Genomic DNA, 15,194 nt, shown 5'->3' on the forward strand with positions numbered 1-15,194 from the left:
ATTGGTCCCTTTGGCGGCTTTCCCGTTGCGCCACTCGGCGCAACATCGCCGCCGGGCTCGCGGCCCCGGTTTGACGTGACCACTTCACGGGCAGTCCGCTCTCGTCGGATTCGATGTGATCGGAGATTCAGCGAATGGCCTCTTACAAGGTGAAACCGTCAAAGCCTGTCGCGATTTTCGGTGCCGTATTCGGTGCGGCGATTCTACTCTTCGGCATTTTCAGCGGAATCGGCCGCAACAACGGTTTCATCTGGCTTTGGGTGGCAGGCGGGGTCGCCATCATCGGCTTCAATCTCTGGGCGGCGTTCAGCGAACGAGGCGCGACCGAGGTCGTCGAAACCCGGGAAGACTCCCCCGATTCGGTCCGGTGACCGTCAGCGGCGGATCCGGCGATCCACCGCGACCCAGTTCGTTTCCCAGGTCTTTCCGTCGTCGGCCGAGAACGCCTGCTCGAATCTCGCCTCGTCCGGGCCCTGGCGGAAAATGAGGAAACGCACCTTGATCGGACGACCGCCGAGCTGGTCGTCGCCGTAGAACTCGCCTGCGCCGCCACGGAAACCGCCGTACACCGCCGGGGTGAGCAGACCGTCGCGGATGTTGACGAAGGTCAGGCTCCATCGCTGTGCCTGAGGCTCGTACAGCCTCAGGTTGAGGGCTTCGATGCGCCCGTTCGGCCCCGAGACCTCGAATTCGAGGACGTTCGAGCGCCGGTCCAGGAGTGGTCGCACGGTGCTGGTGCCGGTGAACTGGAGCCACTCGTCCGCGGTTTCCGACAGCGGCTCGGCCAGGACCCGCACCGAGGAGCGCCAGGTGCCGATTTCCCAGTCGAAGGCACGTTGGCCGTCGGTGGTCGTCGAGGCGTCGCCCGACACCGCCGTCGCGAGCAGCATGAGAGCCGAAAGGCCCGCTATCAGGATCCTTCTGTATGGCACGGTCATGGTCCGACTATCCGAGTGGAGCACGGCCATGGACAAGAAGGCACCTGTAGGTAACCTCTCGCGCCCCAACCCGCTGCCCGGCTGCCCGATGGCCGCGGCGTTCGCCGCGATCGGCGGGAAATGGAAGCTGACCCTGCTGTACTGGCTCGCCAACGGCGAATCCCATTTCGCGGGCCTCCGCCGCCGGGGCACGCCGATCACACCCAAGGTGCTGGCCGAGCAACTGCGCGAACTCGAGGCCGACGGTCTCGTCGAACGGGTGGTGACCGGCCCCGTCCCGGCGCGCGTCCTCTACCGGCTCACGTCCTACGGGACCACGGTCCTGCCCGTCGTCGAAGGCGTCAGGGTCTGGGGCGAGGCACACCTCCGGCGTACTCCCGGTGAGACCGCGCCGGATCCGGCGATGGGCTGCGCCGACGCGATCCCGTAGGTCCTCAGGAGCGCGAGATCCACGCGGGTGGCCTGCCGTCCAGGTTCGTGGCTTTCTCGATGAAGCACAGATTGTGGTAAAAGTGCAGCCCGCCGATCGTGGCGTCCGTCGACCGTGGCCGCCGCCTCTCGATGTCCTCGTGGTTCAGCCCGTCCACAAGCTGTTTGAGGAAGCCGACGCTCGTCGCCGGATCGTCGAACACGAGGCCGCCATCACGCAGCATGGGGAAAAGAGCCTCGAAGGAGGCCAGTAGATGTGCGCTCACGACCTCGGCCAGCGACTGCTCGACGACGGCGTCCGGCGCCGCTCCGGAGGGTTCGCCCGGCAGATGCGATGAGACTGCGTCCTCGCCGTGACGCAGCACGAGCTGAGCGATCGCCGCGCGGGTTTCCCCCGCCACCCGTGTCATTCTTTTACGGTCGCAGGTGGCTGGACACGGGGGCAAGGTGTCAACCGGGACGCTCAGTCCATTGTGGATGGTCCAGTCGCGTTACCCCGGCTAGAAGTAGTCGGGCAGGGTGGTGACGACCTCGGCGGGGGCCGGCATGGCGGCGACCTCCTTGGCGAGGGCGCGAGTGGCGTCGCGGACCGCGGTGTCCGTCAGCAGGGTGCGGGCTTTCTCCGTGACGGCTTCGGCCGTCAGCTCCTCATCGACGAGCTGGGCGGCGACGCCTGCCTTGACCGACGCCTCGGCGTTGGCGAGCTGGTCGGCACCCTGCGGCAGGAACAGCTGCGGCAGCCCGGCGCCGAACGCGCCCATCGTCGTCCCGCTCCCGCCGTGGTGTACGACGAGGTCCAGATGCGGCAGCAGTTCGCTCTGCGGCACCCACCTCTCGAGCCGCACGTTCCCCGGCACGTCTCCCAGCAATTCGACCTCGACGGTCGGGCCGGTGGCGACCAGTACGTCGAGGTCGAGCGCGGCCAGGCCGGTGATCGCCGCGGTCAGCACGTCGGTGTTCCCGTACTGGGTGCCCAGTGTCAGGTACGCGAGCGGGCGGCTCCGGTCGCGGTCGGCGATCCCGGCGGGCAGGTCACCCGGCGTGCTCCAGCCGGTCGGCCTCAGCGGGATCCGCTTCGCCGTGGCGAGGAATTCCTGTGACTGCACCGACTCCGGGCAGATGTCGAAGACAGGGTCGCCGAACGCGGTCTCCAGTTCGCCCTCGACACCGAATGTGGCGGCGGTCGCCCGAACCTGCTCGCGGATCTCCTTGCCGGAGTCGTATTCCGCCACGCGACCGAAGTTGTGGCTGGCGGAAGGGATCCCGGCGAGTTTGGCCGCGAACGCGCCACCGGCGTTCATCGTCTCGTAGATCACCAGGTCCGGCCGCTCGGCCAAGACCGGCTCGAGGTCGGCGACGACGGCCCGTGGCAGGATCTCGCCGAACACCCGGCCGGTGATCTGGTGCAGCGCGTCCGGCGGAAGCCCTCTCGGGTCCCCGTCGACCTTGTTCAACTCCTCGATGAACGCTTCCTGCGGGGTGATTCCGGCCCGGAGACCGGTGATACCCGCTCTTTCGATGTTCGGCAGGAAGGACGCGGCGGTCGCGAAACTGACATCGTGCCCGGCGTCGCGCGCGGCGACGGCGAGCGGGATGAGCGGAAAAGCGTGTCCGTAGCCCCCGAGGGCCGTGAATATCATCCGCATGCATCAACAATATCCGGAAAAGGCACTAGTGCCCTGTCCAGATCGGAGGCCGTTTTTCGGCGAAGGCACGGGGGCCCTCGCTCGCGTCCGCGCTCCGGCGACGGCGTTCTTCCCAGTGATACGAAGCCTTGAACGCTTCTTCGAGCGGGAGGTCGAGCGACCGCAGTGCGGCCTCCTTGATCGCGCGAACCGAAAGCGGAGCGGCGCGCACGAGGCTGTCGGTCCATCCGGCGACGCACTGATCCAGCTCGGCCACCGGGACGACCTCGTTCACCAGTCCGTGGCGCAGCGCGGTCGCCGCGTCCATCCGGCGCCCGGTCAGCAGATAGCCCATCGCCACCTTCTGCGGCAGCTGCCGTGGCAGCCGGAACACACCTCCGGCCCCCGCGATCAGGCCGAGCTGGACCTCCGGAAGGGCGAACACCGCCTCCTCGGAGGCGATGACGATGTCGCAGGCGAGCACCAGCTCGAAACCGCCGCCCAGCGCGTACCCGTGCACCCTGGCGACCACCGGTTTGGACAAGCTGAACCGGTCGGTCAGCCGGGGATGACCTGGCTGACCCGCGCTGCCGAACGTCGAGGCTTCCACGCCTGTTTCGGTCAGCCGCGCGCGTTCCTTGAGGTCCTGGCCGACCGAGAAAGCGCGGTCCCCCGCGCCGGTCAGGACCACCGCTCTGACGTCGTCGTCGGCCTCGACGTCGTCCCAGATGGCGGCGAGTTCCGCGTGCATCCGCCGGTCCATCGCGTTCAGCACTTCGGGCCGGTCCATCGTCACGTAGGCGACGTGATCCTTCTTTTCGTACCGCACCCGGGTTTCGCTCATCGCGCTCCCACCGCGAACCCGCCGACCTTGCCGATCACGTCCGCGCCGTAGATGCGCAAAGCCTGCTGTAACGCGAACTCCGCCATATACCGGCGAAACTCCTCCGGTGGTTCCTCGGCGAGGTTCATCATGCGCCGGTTGGCCAGCACCGCGTCGCCGTCGAGCCGGGCCAGCGCGGCGTCGATCGCCGCGTCCATCTCCTCCGGCGGGACGACCTCGTCGACGATCAGCCGCGCGGCGGACTCGTCCGCCTGGATCCGGCGGCCGCCGAGGATCACCTGCCTGGCCAGCCTTGGCCCGGCGATCCGGGAAAGCCGGAAGTTCGCCGCACCGGGGATGATCCCCTCGGTCGCCGCGGGCAGGCTGAGGTAGGAGTCGGACGCCGCCAGGACGTGATCGAAGACCAGCAGTAGCTGGGTTCCGCCGCCGATGGCGAAGGAATCGACGGCCGCCATCCACGGCTTGTCGGCGAATCGCGACTGCCACGAACCATCTGTCCGCACGCCGCGCACGATTTTGTGGATATAGCCCAGTTCCCGCCGCAACAGGAAATCGACTAGAGGGATGTCGCCCGAACTCAGCTTCTTGAGATTGATCCCCGCGCAGAACACCCGGCGCCCCTCGTACCGCCGATGGCTCATCACGCCGCCCCGCAGCAGCGCCACCCGGACGGACGGGTCGAGCAGCACCAGGTCGACCGCGGTCTCCATGTCATCGACCTGCTGGGCGTCTTCGGCGTTCAGGCAGTCGTCCCGGCACAGGGTCAGATGCGCGACGCCGTCACGACGCTCCAGCCGGACGGCCTCCATCTGCACGACGCCGGTCTCCACGAACTCGGGGAGCAGTCTCAATGCCCTGTCAGTGGGCCGGAGCATGGCGTCGAGCAAGTGCGGACCTGCCTTCGAGGCACGCAGGATCCCGCGCAGGAAGATGCCCTGGTCGATCTCGCGCCCTTCCTTTTCCACCTGCGGCAACGAAAGCTCGGCCGCCATCTGCTCTTCCGTCGGCACCAGGCCGGGATAGGCGAGTGCGGCGGCACGGACGAGTTCGTCGATGCGCAGGTACCGGGTCCGGCCGTCGGTGAGTTCGTCGTAGATCTCCTCCGCGTGCGCCTCCACGAAGTCCGCGCGCATCGTCCTGATCCCGTCCAGCGCCGAAAACGCGGCCGCGCGCTGCTCGGCGTCCCGGGCGGGAGGTGACGGCAGTCCGGCGAGCAGGTCGTCGGCTCGGCGGGCCTCCCCCGCCAGGGCTCGAAGGTCGAGCCCTGGCGAGAGAGTCGTGGAATCCGTTGTCACGGCTTGGCTTCCCGTCGCAGGGCCCGGTCCGCCGCGGCCAGGTGAGAACCGAGCGCCTCTTCGAAAGTGGTCGAGCCCGCTTCGAAGATCAGCTGCCGTCGGATCGCCGTCTCGGCACCGTCCGTGACGTCGGCGAGCTCGGCGAGCGTTTTCGCCGGATCCTCGGATACCTCGTCGACCAACTTGAGCGCGAACGCGCGATCGGCGTCGATCGGGGTTCCGAGCAGGACGGCCCGCCGGATACCCGCCGCACCGGCCTGCTGAGTGAGCCGGTAAAGGGTCATCCCCGGCCAGGAACCGCCGCCCGCCGAGGCGAGCAGCAACCGGGTCCCCGGATCGGCGATCCGGAGATCCGCGGCGAGCAGGAGGTCCAGTGCCGCTCCGGCGCAGTCACCCGACGCCACCGCGACCGTGAGCCTGCCCAGCCGTTCGAACCGGCGCACCGCTCGTTCCCATTTGGACACCAGGCCGACGGTCAGCCCCTTCGCCCAGCCGTCGGCCGGGACCCCCGTCACGTGGACGGTGACCGGGCCCGCTCCCCGATGGTCCTCGGCGCGATCGCAGAGTCCGTCGATCTCCTCGACCGACGCGGCCGAAAGCGGGCGAGAGCCGTCGATCCGCAGCACCAGTCCGCCGTTCACTTCGTTCTGCCTCACCATTGGACAAGCGCCATTTCGATTGTGGAGCCGGGCCCCATGGTCATGAGCACGCCATACTCCCCTGGCCGGGCGACGTCCTCGTCGACGAGGCGCTCGTAGGAGAAGAGGAAGGAGCCGCTGGAGAGGTTCCCGTAATCGCGGAGCACACCGGTGGTGTGGCGGACGTCGTACCGGCTCAGGCCGAGATTGACGACGACCGCGTCGACCACCTTCTTGCCGCCGGAGTGCACCAGCCAATGACCGACGTCGCTGCGGCGCAGCCCCGTCCCGGACAGCAGCCTGTCGATGACGATCTCGGCATGCGCGCCCACCACGTAAGGGATCTGCGGGTCGAGGAAGAAACTGAACCGGTCCTGGTCACGGTCCCAGTCGTACCGCATCGCGTCGACCGCGTCGGTGATGATGTAGCTCGCGAATTTCAGGACCCGAGGGCCGGGCACGCGCCCGTCGCCGGAGATGACGGCGAGGGCGGCGGAGCCGTCACCGAAAAGACTGTTGACCACCGCGGTCCGCATCGTGCCGTCCAGCGCGTAAGCGGCGGAACAGGCTTCGCTGCATAGGACGACACCGAGTTCACCCGGATGCGCCGCGGACCAGCCCGAGACCACGTTGAGCGCGTTCAGGCCGGCGTTGCAGCCCATGCCCACGATGTCCGACCGGCTGCAATGCGGGTCGATCCCCAGTTCACGGATGACCAGCGCGCTCAGGCCGGGGGTCAGGAAACCGGTCGAGGTGACGCAGCACAAATGCCGCAGGTCCGAAAGCGTCGCTCCCGCCGACTTCAGGCAGGCTTCGAGGGCCCGGCATCCCATGTCGACGGCGATCTTCTTGTGTTTGTCGAGGAGATCGCCTTGCGGTTCCGTTACACGGCCGCCGCCGGGACCCTCCGGCGGCAGGGTGAGGAAACGCCGGTCGATCGCGCTGTTGAGGAAGACCGACCGGATCTTGGGATCCTCGACGTCGAGGATTTCGAGGAGGTCGGATTGCGAGTAAGACGTTTCGGAAACCGCGGTTCCGACGCCGGCGAACCTGGTGATCTCGGTGAGTCCGGTGAGGACGGAAAGGTCCTCAGCGGGTTCGGCCACGGTAGTCATCGATACATCCACCCCCATGTTCTGAGCTTGCTTCGGAGCAGCTGCTTGAACTTCGCAGCGGGCATTGATCTCACCTTTCCGGTCGGTAAGGGCGATTCTCTTGAGAGGTAAGGCAAAGGTGTCGCACCGGGCATGTCGCGAAAGCCACTTTCGGGACATCAGACGTCCCGAAAGTGGCTTTCGCGACACCCAGATCAGGCGGACAAAGGAGTTCCGGACAGTTGCCGCTCAAGCTCCACACTGGTGGCGTAGTCCGGCAGCAGGCCCTGCCGTTCCGCCTCGGCGAGCGTGATGGCCACCCCGTCCCGATCGGACAGGATCGGTTCGACGCCGGCGTCGATGGGCAGGCCCAGTGCGGGATCCAGGGCCGAGAGGGCGAGTTCGTTCTGCGCCACATAGCCCGCGGAGAGCATGTACGACATGACAGTGTCGTCCTCGAGTGCCACGAAGGCGTGGCCGACGCCGACGGGGAAGTACATCGTCCGGTAGTCCTGCTGGTCCATCAGGACCGCGTCCCATTTGCCGAACGTCGGCGACCCGACCCGGATGTCGACCACTATGTCCAGGGCCTTGCCGCGTGCGCAGTAAACGTACTTCGCGATTCCCGGCGGCGTCACGGTGTAGTGGATACCCCGTACCACGCCGCGCTTGGACATGCTGTGGTTCGTCTGTGCCACCGGGAAAAGCGGGCCGCCGTGGGCCTCGACGAAGGCCTCTTCCTGGAACGGCGAGACGAACAGGCCCCGGTCGTCGGGAAAGACGCGAGGGGTGAACTCGATCGCGCCCTCGACGGCGAGTTTACGTGCTTGCACAGCTGCTCCTGAGGTTGGACTGGTCAGAGGTTGGACAGCACTTCGCGGACCGCGTGGATGACCTTGTCCTGAAGGTCCGCGGTGAGCGCGGGATACATCGGCAGCGAGAAGATCTCGGTGGCCAGCTTCTCGGTGACCGGGAGCGCGCCGGTCTCGTAACCGAGGTGGGCGAACCCGGTCATGGTGTGCACGGGCCACGGATAGCTGATGTTCAACTGGATGTCGTACGCCTTGAGGCGCTCGAGGATCTCGTCGCGCCGCGGATGCCGCACCACGTACACGTAGTACACGTGCTCGTTGCCGGGGACGGTCCGCGGGAGTTTCAGGTCGGTGTCACCGAGGCCGTCCACATAGCGCTGGGCGACGGCCCGGCGGGCGGCGGTGTAGGTGTCGAGCCGCTTGAGCTTGCGCCGCAGGATCTCGGCCTGGACCTCGTCCAGCCTGCTGTTGTGGGCGGGCGTTTCCAGCGTGTAGTAACGCTCGTCCATGCCGTAGTAACGCAACCTCCGCAGCCGGCGCTCCACGGATTCCGCGGACGTGATGACCGCGCCGCCGTCGCCGTACGCGCCAAGCACCTTGGTGGGGTAGAAGGAGAACGCGGCCGCGTCGCCGGTCGAACCCGCGACCGTCCCGTTCTGCCTGGCCCCGTGCGCCTGGGCGCAATCCTCCAAAATGGACAGTCCATGCTTCGCGGCGAGTTCCTTGAGCGGGGCCATGTCCACGCACTGGCCGTACAGGTGCACGGGCAGCAGGCATTTGGTGCGCTCGGTGATCGCGGCCTCGACCTGGCCGGTGTCCATCAGGAAGTCGTCCTCGCGGACGTCGACGAAGACCGGGGTGGCGCCCGTGCCGTCGATGGCGACCACGGTCGGGGCGGCGGTATTCGACACCGTGATCACCTCGTCGCCCGGCCCGATGCCCAGCGCCTGCAGACCGAGTTTGATCGCGTTCGTCCCGTTGTCGACGCCGACGCAATGCTCGACCCCATGGTACGCGGCGAATTCCGACTCGAAGCCGCGCAGGCTCGCGCCGAGTACGAGCTGTCCCGAATTGAAGACCGTCTCGACCGCGTCCAGCAGGTCGAGCCGCTCGGCCTCGTATTCGACCAGGTAGTCCCAAACACGCGTGGTCATGTGCGAACCTTTCCCTGAACTGATGGCGTCAATGCGGCGACGGTGCGACGCACTCCTTCGGACAGCGAGATCTCCGGGCGCCATCCGGTGATCGCCCGGAACGGCGTGGAATCGATGGTGACGCTCCGGAGATCCGTCTCGGGCGCGTGCGACGGTGGCTCCACACAGGTCACGTCCACCGGGTCCTGTCCGGTGCGCTCGGACAATTCCCTCGCCACGAGCCGGAACACCTCGCCCAGCTGATCGCCCCGGCCGGCGCCGAGCAGCCAATGGCCGCCCACCAGCGGATCCGGGGTGGCCAATGCCGCCGTGAACGCCGCCGCGATGTCCTCGACGTGGACCAGGTCGCGCCGCACCGTGCCGTCGCCCCAGATGGTGAGTGCCTGGCCTTCGAGCGCTCGCCGCGCCATGGCGGACACGACACCGCGGTCGTGGTTCGCGTCCGGCGCCGTGGCCTCACCGAACACCGTTGGCAGCCGCAGGCTGATGCCGCGCACCCGGCCGTCGGTCGTGGCGTCCTTGAGGAGCTGTTCCGCGGTCAGTTTCTGCTTGTCGTAGGGAGTCGCCGGGTGGTCGGGCTCGCTCCCGTCGATCGGCTCCCGAGGCGGCACACCGACCTGCGAGGCGGCACCGCCGTACACGACCAACGGCGGCGTACCGCCGGTGCCGCCGATGACGTCGATGAGGTCCCGCATCACCCCCACGTTGACGCGTTCGGCCTCTTCGGTCTCGGCCGCGCGCCAGCCGCCGTCCGCCAGGAGCAGGAACACGACCGCGTCCGATCCCGCGACCGCGTCGGCGAGCGCGGCACGGTCGGTGAGATCGGCGGCGGCGACGGTGATTTCGGCTTGACCGGGCGCGGGCGTGAACCGCCGTCGCGCCACCGCTCGCAGCCGGATCGGCTGCCGCGCCAGTGCGCGCGTGACAGCCGAGCCGACGAAGCCCGACGCGCCGAGGACGGTGATCTGCTTCATTTCATGCACTTCCTTGAGGCTGTGCGGTCGCGGCGTTGATACAGGCGAGAAGCGTGCGCGCCTCGACGTTGACGTAATGCCCGTGCCGGGTGAGCGCGGTCAGCTGGGCCGGGGTGACCCAGGCGTAGCCGGGTGGCGGATCGCCGGTTTCGTCCGTGTCGACCGCGAGATAACGGGCCCTGACGTTGAGGAAACGGCCGCCTTCTTCGGAATGTATTGCCTCGTAACGGATCCTCGACCGCGGCGCGGCCAGGACGGCGTCGAGGAAGGGCGGCCGGTTCTCCGGCGGCAGGTGCGCGTAGTTGTGGGGGGTGCACTGGACGGTCGGCGCCAACTCCACTGTGTCCAGGAAACCACCGTCGGCGCGGGCATGCACCAGAACGTGGGGCACGCCGTCGATCTCGCGGACGAGGAACGCGACGACGCCGAGACCGACGGATTCGAGCAACGGCTGTGTCCAGCTGATCTTCTCGCGGTTACTGCCTTTCACGGCGACCGCGAGGACCTTGAAGTAACGGCCGTCCTCGTGCTCGATCACTTCGACGTTCTGCTTCCAGCCGTGAACGTCCGTGAGCGGGATGCGGCGGGCACGCACGTCGTGGCGGGAACGCTCGTTCGTGAACCATGAGAGGAGCTGGATGTCGGAGAACAGCGCGCCGGGAGCCGTGTCCTGGTAAGGAAGACACGACAACACGCTCCTGGCGTTCATGTTGATCGTCTCGTCTTCGTGCATCAATTCCGCGATCTGGCCGAGCGTGAGCCAGCAGAAGTCGTCCCACATCGGCACGTCGTCGACGGTCTCGACGATCATGTTGCGATTGGACTTGTGGAAGAACCATGACCCTTGCTCCGCCTGGAGAACGTCGACGATGACCCGCTCGGGGTCGGGTGGGGCGAAGTACTCGATCAGCTTGACGTTCGTCCCGCCGTGCGCCTTGGTGTAGTTGCTGCGGGTGGCCTGCACGGTCGGCGACAGCTGCACCAGGTTGGGGTTTCCCGGTTCCATCTTGGCCTGCATCAGGAAGTGCAGGACTCCGTCGAACTCCTTGCCGAGGATGCCGAGGATGCCCACTTCGGGCTGTTTGATGACCGGCTGCTGCCACTCACGGTAGGGGCCGTCGCCGTGGGGGCCGTCTGCCTCGACCACGTGCAGACCCTCGATGGTGAAGAACCGCCCGCTCCGGTGCACGAGATTGCCGGTCGCGTCCTCGAACCCCCACTGGTCCAGATCCGCGAAAGGGATGCGTTCGACGTGGAAGACGTTGGCCTCACGGCGTTCGGCGATCCAGGCACGGACGTCCTCGGTCCGCATGTGCACCCCGTCGGTCGTCGCGGCCGACAACGCGATGCGCTCCGCGTGGCCGCGGTCGTCACGAGGGCGTACCGCGGGGATGGGCAGGCTACCGACGCCCTCGAGGACGCGTTGTCGTTCCTCGTCGTACTCGCCGAGCTGGTCCCGGACGTAGGTGGTCATCGCACTGCTCCAGGTCGTTGAGTGGGCATTGGCCGGCACTGATACCTCCCCTTCGCGGGGCGCAGCGGAGAACACCGTGAAAGGTAGCTTCGGCCGATCTCGCCGGTCCAGATCGTCCAATTCCCCTAGCGGACGGAATTCGGGTCGTCGTGTCGCGGTGCCCGACCGCAAGTAGTCCTCTACTTGCGGTCGGGTAGTGGCGCGCGAAAGAGCGGGACGTGTCCCCTAGGGAATCCGATCCTGCTGGTTCGTCGCCGGTTGCGACGTCCACGCCCGATGCTCGTTCTCGCGTACTTCTTCCTCGGCGGTCTGATCGATCCTCTTCATCGCGAACCGCAGGATCGGCGGGGCCATCAACGGAGTGACGATGGCGACGAGGATGACGATCGTGTAGATCTCCACGCCGAGAATGCCCAGCCGCAGGCCGACCGTGGCCACCATGATCCCGATGACCCCTCGCGCGTTCAGCCCGGCGCCGAGCGCCAGCCCTTCCCATTTGTTCAGGCCACTGAACCGCGCGCCGGCGTACACGCCGACGAACTTGCCGACGATGGCCAAGGCGAGCACCGCCAGGCCGGTGAGCAGGACCTGTGGCCGGATCAGCGCGGTGAGATCCATGCGCAACCCCGCCGTGGCGAAGAAGATCGGCGCGAAGACCGCCAGGACGACCGTGCGCAGCGGGGCGAGCTTGACCGGGTCCACTTTGCCCGCGGTGCCGATCAGGATGCCGCAGACGAAAGCCCCGAAGAGGGCTTCCAGTCCGAGGGCGTGCGTACCGGCCGAGGCGAGGAGAAGTAGGGCGACGACGGCGCCGACGGTGGCGCTAGGGCCGTCGGACTTGCCTGCGACGCGCAGCGCTCCCCGGACCAGCGGCCTGCCGAGGGTGAACGCGAAGGCGACGATGGCGATCAGGTAGGCCAGTGAGAGGAGCACGGTGCCCGCGGTCACGGCGTGGACCGCCATCGCGCTGACAACGGACAGCAGCAGCCAGCCGAACACGTCGTCGATCATGCCCGCGGCGAGCGTGAGCTGCCCGACGTTGCGGTGCAACAGGTTCATGTCGATGAGGGTCTTGGCGATGACCGGGATGGCGCTGACGCACATCGCCACGCCGAGGAACAACGCGAAGACGGTGACGTCGGTGCCCTCGGGGATCAGCATCTTCGGCAGGACGAAGCCCGCGCCGATACCGAGGCCGAGAGGGATGACAAGGCCGCCGAAGCCGACTCCCGCGGCGGCGCCGAAGCGACGCCGGACCATGCGCATGTCCATCTGCATACCGGTGAGACCGACCAGCAGCAGTACCCCGATCTGACCGACGCCGTCGAGAAGGTGGTACTGCTCGGCTGCGGAGGGGAACAGCCAGCCGTGTAGCCCCGGTACCGCCCACGCCAGTAGCGACGGGCCGAGGAGCACCCCGACGAACAGCTCGCCGACCACCGAGGGCATCCCGAACCGGGCGGCCAGCCGTCCGAAGACGACGGCGAGCAGGAGCAGCAGGCCGGCCTGGAGCAAGAAGATCAGGAGACTGTGGGCGGCGATCGGGGCGACCGGCGCGGGAAGCGAGAGAAGCACTTTCCTCCTTCAGCGTCTTTAAGGGTCAATTCACCTGTGGCGTGACCGGGACTTCGCCGTGAAGGTCTCCTTGCCTACCCTGAAGGTAGGGAAAGAGTCCTTCACTACCCGCCACTCACTCTCGTGCTCAGCCGCCGGGCCGCGCTCACCGAGTCGCAGCCCGCGAGGCCCAGCGCGTTCCGGAATTCGACGGTGAGCAGGTCGAACAGCTGCCGGGCGCCGTCCTCGCCGCCCGCGGCGAGCCCCCACATCACGGGCCGCCCGACCAGTACGGCCGACGCCCCCAGCGCGATCGCCTTGAGGATGTCGCCGCCGTTCCGGATCCCTCCGTCCAGCAGCACTTCGCAGCTCCCGGAGACGGCGTCGGCGATCTCACCCAGCATCTCGATGCCCGGTACGGCGGTGTCCAACTGTCGGCCTCCGTGGTTGGACACCACGATTCCGGCGACACCCGCGTCGACGGCACGGCTCGCGTCCTCGGCCGCGAGGATCCCCTTGAGCACCACCGGAAGGTCCGTATGCGCACGGACAGCTTCCACGGATTCCCAAGTGGCCGGGGCGAATTCGCGCGCGGTGTGGTCCGCCACGGCCGAGTGCCCCCGAGTACGACGGTGCGCGGCCGCTCCGGCATCGAAGTTGGCCGCCGTCACCTGCTCCGGCAGCGCGAAACCGTTCCGCATGTCCCGCAACCGCCGCCCCATCCACGGCACGTCGACGGTGAACACGATCGCCTCGCAACCGGCGTCTTCCGCGCGGCGCACGAGTTCCAGCGATCGTTTCTCGTCACGCAGCCAGTACAGCTGGAACCACGGCCGTCCACCGACGGCCGCGATCTCCTCCAGCGGAACACTGCTCAGGGTGCAGATGGTGTACGGCACGCCGGCGTCCCTGGCCGCGCGGGCCGCCGCGAGTTCGCCATCGGGGTGGAACAACCGCTGGTACGCCACCGGTGCGACCGCCATCGGCAGCGCGGCACGCCGTCCGAGCACCTCGGCCTCGACCGTGCCGCCGGTCAGGTCACGCAGCATCCGCGGGACCAGGAAGATCCGCTCGAGCGCGGCGCGGTTGGCCTCCAGAGCGGCCTCCGCGCCACTGCCCCCGGCGAGAAAGTCCCAGATCTCGCCGGGGAGAACGTCCCGGGCGGCACGTTCGAGGTCGTCGAGGCAGAGGTGTGTCATCGACGGGCGGGGCCGAGCTTGCTCTGCCCGGTCCGTTCCAGCTCCACGGCCTCGTACAGGGCCTTGATGTTGGAGCTGCCGAAGGTACCCGCGCCCTGCCTCTCGATGATCTCGAAGAAGATGGTCTTACGCGGGTGCGTGGAAGCGGTGAAGATCTGGAACAGCTGGCCGCCGTGGTCCTCGTCGGCGAGCAGCTTCGTCTTCCGCAGGTCGTCCAGCGAATGCGTCTCCAGCTCGATCCGCTCGCCGAGCAGGTCGTAGTAGGTGTCCGGGGTCTTCAGGAATTCCACCCCTCGCGCGGAAAGCTCCTCGACCGCACGGACCGCGTCCGGGCTGGTGAAGGCGATGTGCTGGACGCCCGCACCGTGGTGTTCCTTGATGAAGTCATCGATCTGGCCGGGGTCGGCGTTCTTGTCGGGCTCGATCAGGGTGAGGGTGACCTCGCCCGACGCGCTCTGCACGACGGTGGAGTTCATCGCCTGGGCACCGACGACGATGTGCTCCTCGAAGATCTGCTTGAACCCGAGGGCGCGCTCGTAGAACGCCACCGTGGGGCCGAGATCCCCCGCGTTCAGGCAGACCGCGAAGTGATCGATCGCGAGCAGCTCCAGGTCTCCCTTGCCGCGGAAGGCTTCCGGCGCTTCACTCGCGCCGTCGCGCTGGATCAGGGTGTGCACGACATCGCCGAAACCGCTGACGGTGGCCGTGATGACCGCCTCCGCGCGCTCACCCGGTTCACGGATGGGCTGGGCCCCCGCCGCCACCGCGGTCGCGAAAGCGGCGGCCACGTCCGGAGTACGCAGCGCGATGTCGGCCACCCCTTCGCCGTGGGTCTGCAGGTAGGTCGCCCCCGGGTGGCGGTCGGACGTCGGTTCGGTGAGGACCAGCGCGATCGGTCCCTGCCGCAGCGTCACACTCCGGTGGTCGGCCGAGCGGTCGGTGGAGGCGACGGAGAAGCCGTACTTGTCCATCCAGCCGGACGCGGCCACCTCGAGGTCGGCCACATACATTTCCACATAGTCGATCTCGAAATTCTGCGTGGTTTCTTGAGAAGACAAGACATTCCTCCGTGGAATAGATGTAATCCTCATTCACAGGATGACGCGAACCCCATATCGCATCAACGTTGTCCGGTTGACAGTTGGTGTCCACATCGGACAGACA

At 67.5% G+C, this 15,194-nt stretch carries 16 protein-coding genes; 2 read left to right on the forward strand and 14 right to left on the reverse strand.

The genetic code is table 11. The features are described from left to right. Positions 1 to 134: 134 nt before the first annotated feature. Entirely contained in the window at positions 135 to 371 is a 237-nt protein-coding gene (locus ACLARN_RS10500) for a hypothetical protein (protein WP_409491135.1), read from the forward strand. A gap of 3 nt (positions 372 to 374) precedes the next feature. On the opposite strand, the gene ACLARN_RS10505 is transcribed toward ACLARN_RS10500, so the two are convergent. Then, a complete protein-coding gene (locus ACLARN_RS10505; RefSeq protein ID WP_409491136.1) occupies positions 375 to 938 on the reverse strand; it encodes a hypothetical protein in 564 nt (187 codons plus the stop codon). On the opposite strand from ACLARN_RS10505, the gene ACLARN_RS10510 reads away from it, so the two are divergent. Further along, positions 937 to 1,368: a winged helix-turn-helix transcriptional regulator gene (locus tag ACLARN_RS10510; RefSeq protein WP_409491137.1), complete on the forward strand. Its 432-nt coding sequence runs from the start codon at positions 937 to 939 to the stop codon at positions 1,366 to 1,368. The genes ACLARN_RS10505 and ACLARN_RS10510 overlap by 2 nt on opposite strands. Before the next feature lie 4 nt (positions 1,369 to 1,372). On the opposite strand, the gene ACLARN_RS10515 is transcribed toward ACLARN_RS10510, so the two are convergent. The 13 genes from ACLARN_RS10515 to hppD form a co-directional block, all read right to left on the reverse strand. Beyond that, entirely contained in the window at positions 1,373 to 1,777 is a 405-nt protein-coding gene (locus tag ACLARN_RS10515) for a hypothetical protein (RefSeq protein WP_409491138.1), read from the reverse strand. Positions 1,778 to 1,867: 90 nt separating this feature from the next. Then, positions 1,868 to 3,013 carry a glycosyltransferase gene (locus tag ACLARN_RS10520; protein WP_409491139.1) on the reverse strand — a complete coding sequence of 382 codons (1,146 nt, stop codon included), beginning with the start codon at positions 3,011 to 3,013 and terminating at the stop codon, positions 1,868 to 1,870. A gap of 25 nt (positions 3,014 to 3,038) precedes the next feature. Continuing rightward, positions 3,039 to 3,836, reverse strand: coding sequence for an enoyl-CoA-hydratase DpgD (dpgD, locus tag ACLARN_RS10525; protein ID WP_409491140.1), 798 nt, complete (start codon positions 3,834 to 3,836; stop codon positions 3,039 to 3,041). After that, complete coding sequence (gene dpgC, locus ACLARN_RS10530) at positions 3,833 to 5,131, reverse strand: (3,5-dihydroxyphenyl)acetyl-CoA 1,2-dioxygenase DpgC (protein WP_409491141.1); 1,299 nt, start codon at positions 5,129 to 5,131, stop codon at positions 3,833 to 3,835. Before dpgC ends, dpgD begins: the two co-directional genes overlap by 4 nt. Further along, positions 5,128 to 5,790, reverse strand: coding sequence for an enoyl-CoA-hydratase DpgB (gene dpgB, locus ACLARN_RS10535; RefSeq protein ID WP_409491142.1), 663 nt, complete (start codon positions 5,788 to 5,790; stop codon positions 5,128 to 5,130). The genes dpgC and dpgB overlap by 4 nt, the downstream gene beginning before the upstream one ends. Beyond that, entirely contained in the window at positions 5,784 to 6,884 is a 1,101-nt protein-coding gene (dpgA, locus tag ACLARN_RS10540) for a 3,5-dihydroxyphenylacetyl-CoA synthase DpgA (protein ID WP_409491143.1), read from the reverse strand. The genes dpgB and dpgA overlap by 7 nt, the downstream gene beginning before the upstream one ends. Before the next feature lie 194 nt (positions 6,885 to 7,078). After that, positions 7,079 to 7,696 carry a dTDP-4-dehydrorhamnose 3,5-epimerase family protein gene (locus ACLARN_RS10545; RefSeq protein ID WP_409491144.1) on the reverse strand — a complete coding sequence of 206 codons (618 nt, stop codon included), beginning with the start codon at positions 7,694 to 7,696 and terminating at the stop codon, positions 7,079 to 7,081. Positions 7,697 to 7,719: 23 nt separating this feature from the next. Next, positions 7,720 to 8,829, reverse strand: coding sequence for a DegT/DnrJ/EryC1/StrS family aminotransferase (locus tag ACLARN_RS10550; protein ID WP_409491145.1), 1,110 nt, complete (start codon positions 8,827 to 8,829; stop codon positions 7,720 to 7,722). Beyond that, complete coding sequence (locus tag ACLARN_RS10555) at positions 8,826 to 9,803, reverse strand: NAD-dependent epimerase/dehydratase family protein (protein WP_409491146.1); 978 nt, start codon at positions 9,801 to 9,803, stop codon at positions 8,826 to 8,828. Before ACLARN_RS10555 ends, ACLARN_RS10550 begins: the two co-directional genes overlap by 4 nt. A gap of 1 nt (position 9,804) precedes the next feature. Beyond that, the gene (locus ACLARN_RS10560; RefSeq protein WP_409491283.1) at positions 9,805 to 11,115 is read right to left on the reverse strand and encodes an NDP-hexose 2,3-dehydratase family protein; all 1,311 of its coding nucleotides are present in this window, start codon (positions 11,113 to 11,115) and stop codon (positions 9,805 to 9,807) included. A 387-nt stretch (positions 11,116 to 11,502) separates the two neighbouring features. Beyond that, positions 11,503 to 12,852 (reverse strand): cation:proton antiporter, encoded by a 1,350-nt coding sequence (locus ACLARN_RS10565; protein WP_409491147.1) that lies wholly within the window; start codon positions 12,850 to 12,852, stop codon positions 11,503 to 11,505. Positions 12,853 to 12,956: 104 nt separating this feature from the next. Further along, positions 12,957 to 14,030, reverse strand: coding sequence for an alpha-hydroxy acid oxidase (locus tag ACLARN_RS10570; protein WP_409491148.1), 1,074 nt, complete (start codon positions 14,028 to 14,030; stop codon positions 12,957 to 12,959). After that, the gene (hppD, locus tag ACLARN_RS10575; RefSeq protein WP_409491149.1) at positions 14,027 to 15,088 is read right to left on the reverse strand and encodes a 4-hydroxyphenylpyruvate dioxygenase; all 1,062 of its coding nucleotides are present in this window, start codon (positions 15,086 to 15,088) and stop codon (positions 14,027 to 14,029) included. Before hppD ends, ACLARN_RS10570 begins: the two co-directional genes overlap by 4 nt. Positions 15,089 to 15,194: the final 106 nt, after the last annotated feature.

Origin of the sequence: Amycolatopsis sp. cmx-11-12, from assembly GCF_046269425.1 — a bacterium.
Lineage (GTDB): Bacteria > Actinomycetota > Actinomycetes > Mycobacteriales > Pseudonocardiaceae > Amycolatopsis.

Excerpts from the sequence above, each read along its gene's own strand:
- ACLARN_RS10500 (WP_409491135.1), top strand. The coding sequence starts at position 135 with ATGGCCTCTTACAAGGTGAAACCGTCAAAGCCTGTCGCGATTTTCGGT.
- ACLARN_RS10510 (WP_409491137.1), top strand. The coding sequence starts at position 937 with ATGGTCCGACTATCCGAGTGGAGCACGGCCATGGACAAGAAGGCACCT.
- ACLARN_RS10505 (WP_409491136.1), bottom strand. The coding sequence starts at position 938 with ATGACCGTGCCATACAGAAGGATCCTGATAGCGGGCCTTTCGGCTCTC.
- ACLARN_RS10515 (WP_409491138.1), bottom strand. The coding sequence starts at position 1,777 with ATGACACGGGTGGCGGGGGAAACCCGCGCGGCGATCGCTCAGCTCGTG.
- ACLARN_RS10520 (WP_409491139.1), bottom strand. The coding sequence starts at position 3,013 with ATGCGGATGATATTCACGGCCCTCGGGGGCTACGGACACGCTTTTCCG.
- dpgD (WP_409491140.1), bottom strand. The coding sequence starts at position 3,836 with ATGAGCGAAACCCGGGTGCGGTACGAAAAGAAGGATCACGTCGCCTAC.
- dpgB (WP_409491142.1), bottom strand. The coding sequence starts at position 5,790 with ATGGTGAGGCAGAACGAAGTGAACGGCGGACTGGTGCTGCGGATCGAC.
- dpgA (WP_409491143.1), bottom strand. The coding sequence starts at position 6,884 with ATGACTACCGTGGCCGAACCCGCTGAGGACCTTTCCGTCCTCACCGGA.
- ACLARN_RS10550 (WP_409491145.1), bottom strand. The coding sequence starts at position 8,829 with ATGACCACGCGTGTTTGGGACTACCTGGTCGAATACGAGGCCGAGCGG.
- ACLARN_RS10555 (WP_409491146.1), bottom strand. The coding sequence starts at position 9,803 with ATGAAGCAGATCACCGTCCTCGGCGCGTCGGGCTTCGTCGGCTCGGCT.
- ACLARN_RS10560 (WP_409491283.1), bottom strand. The coding sequence starts at position 11,115 with ATGCGGACCGAGGACGTCCGTGCCTGGATCGCCGAACGCCGTGAGGCC.
- ACLARN_RS10570 (WP_409491148.1), bottom strand. The coding sequence starts at position 14,030 with ATGACACACCTCTGCCTCGACGACCTCGAACGTGCCGCCCGGGACGTT.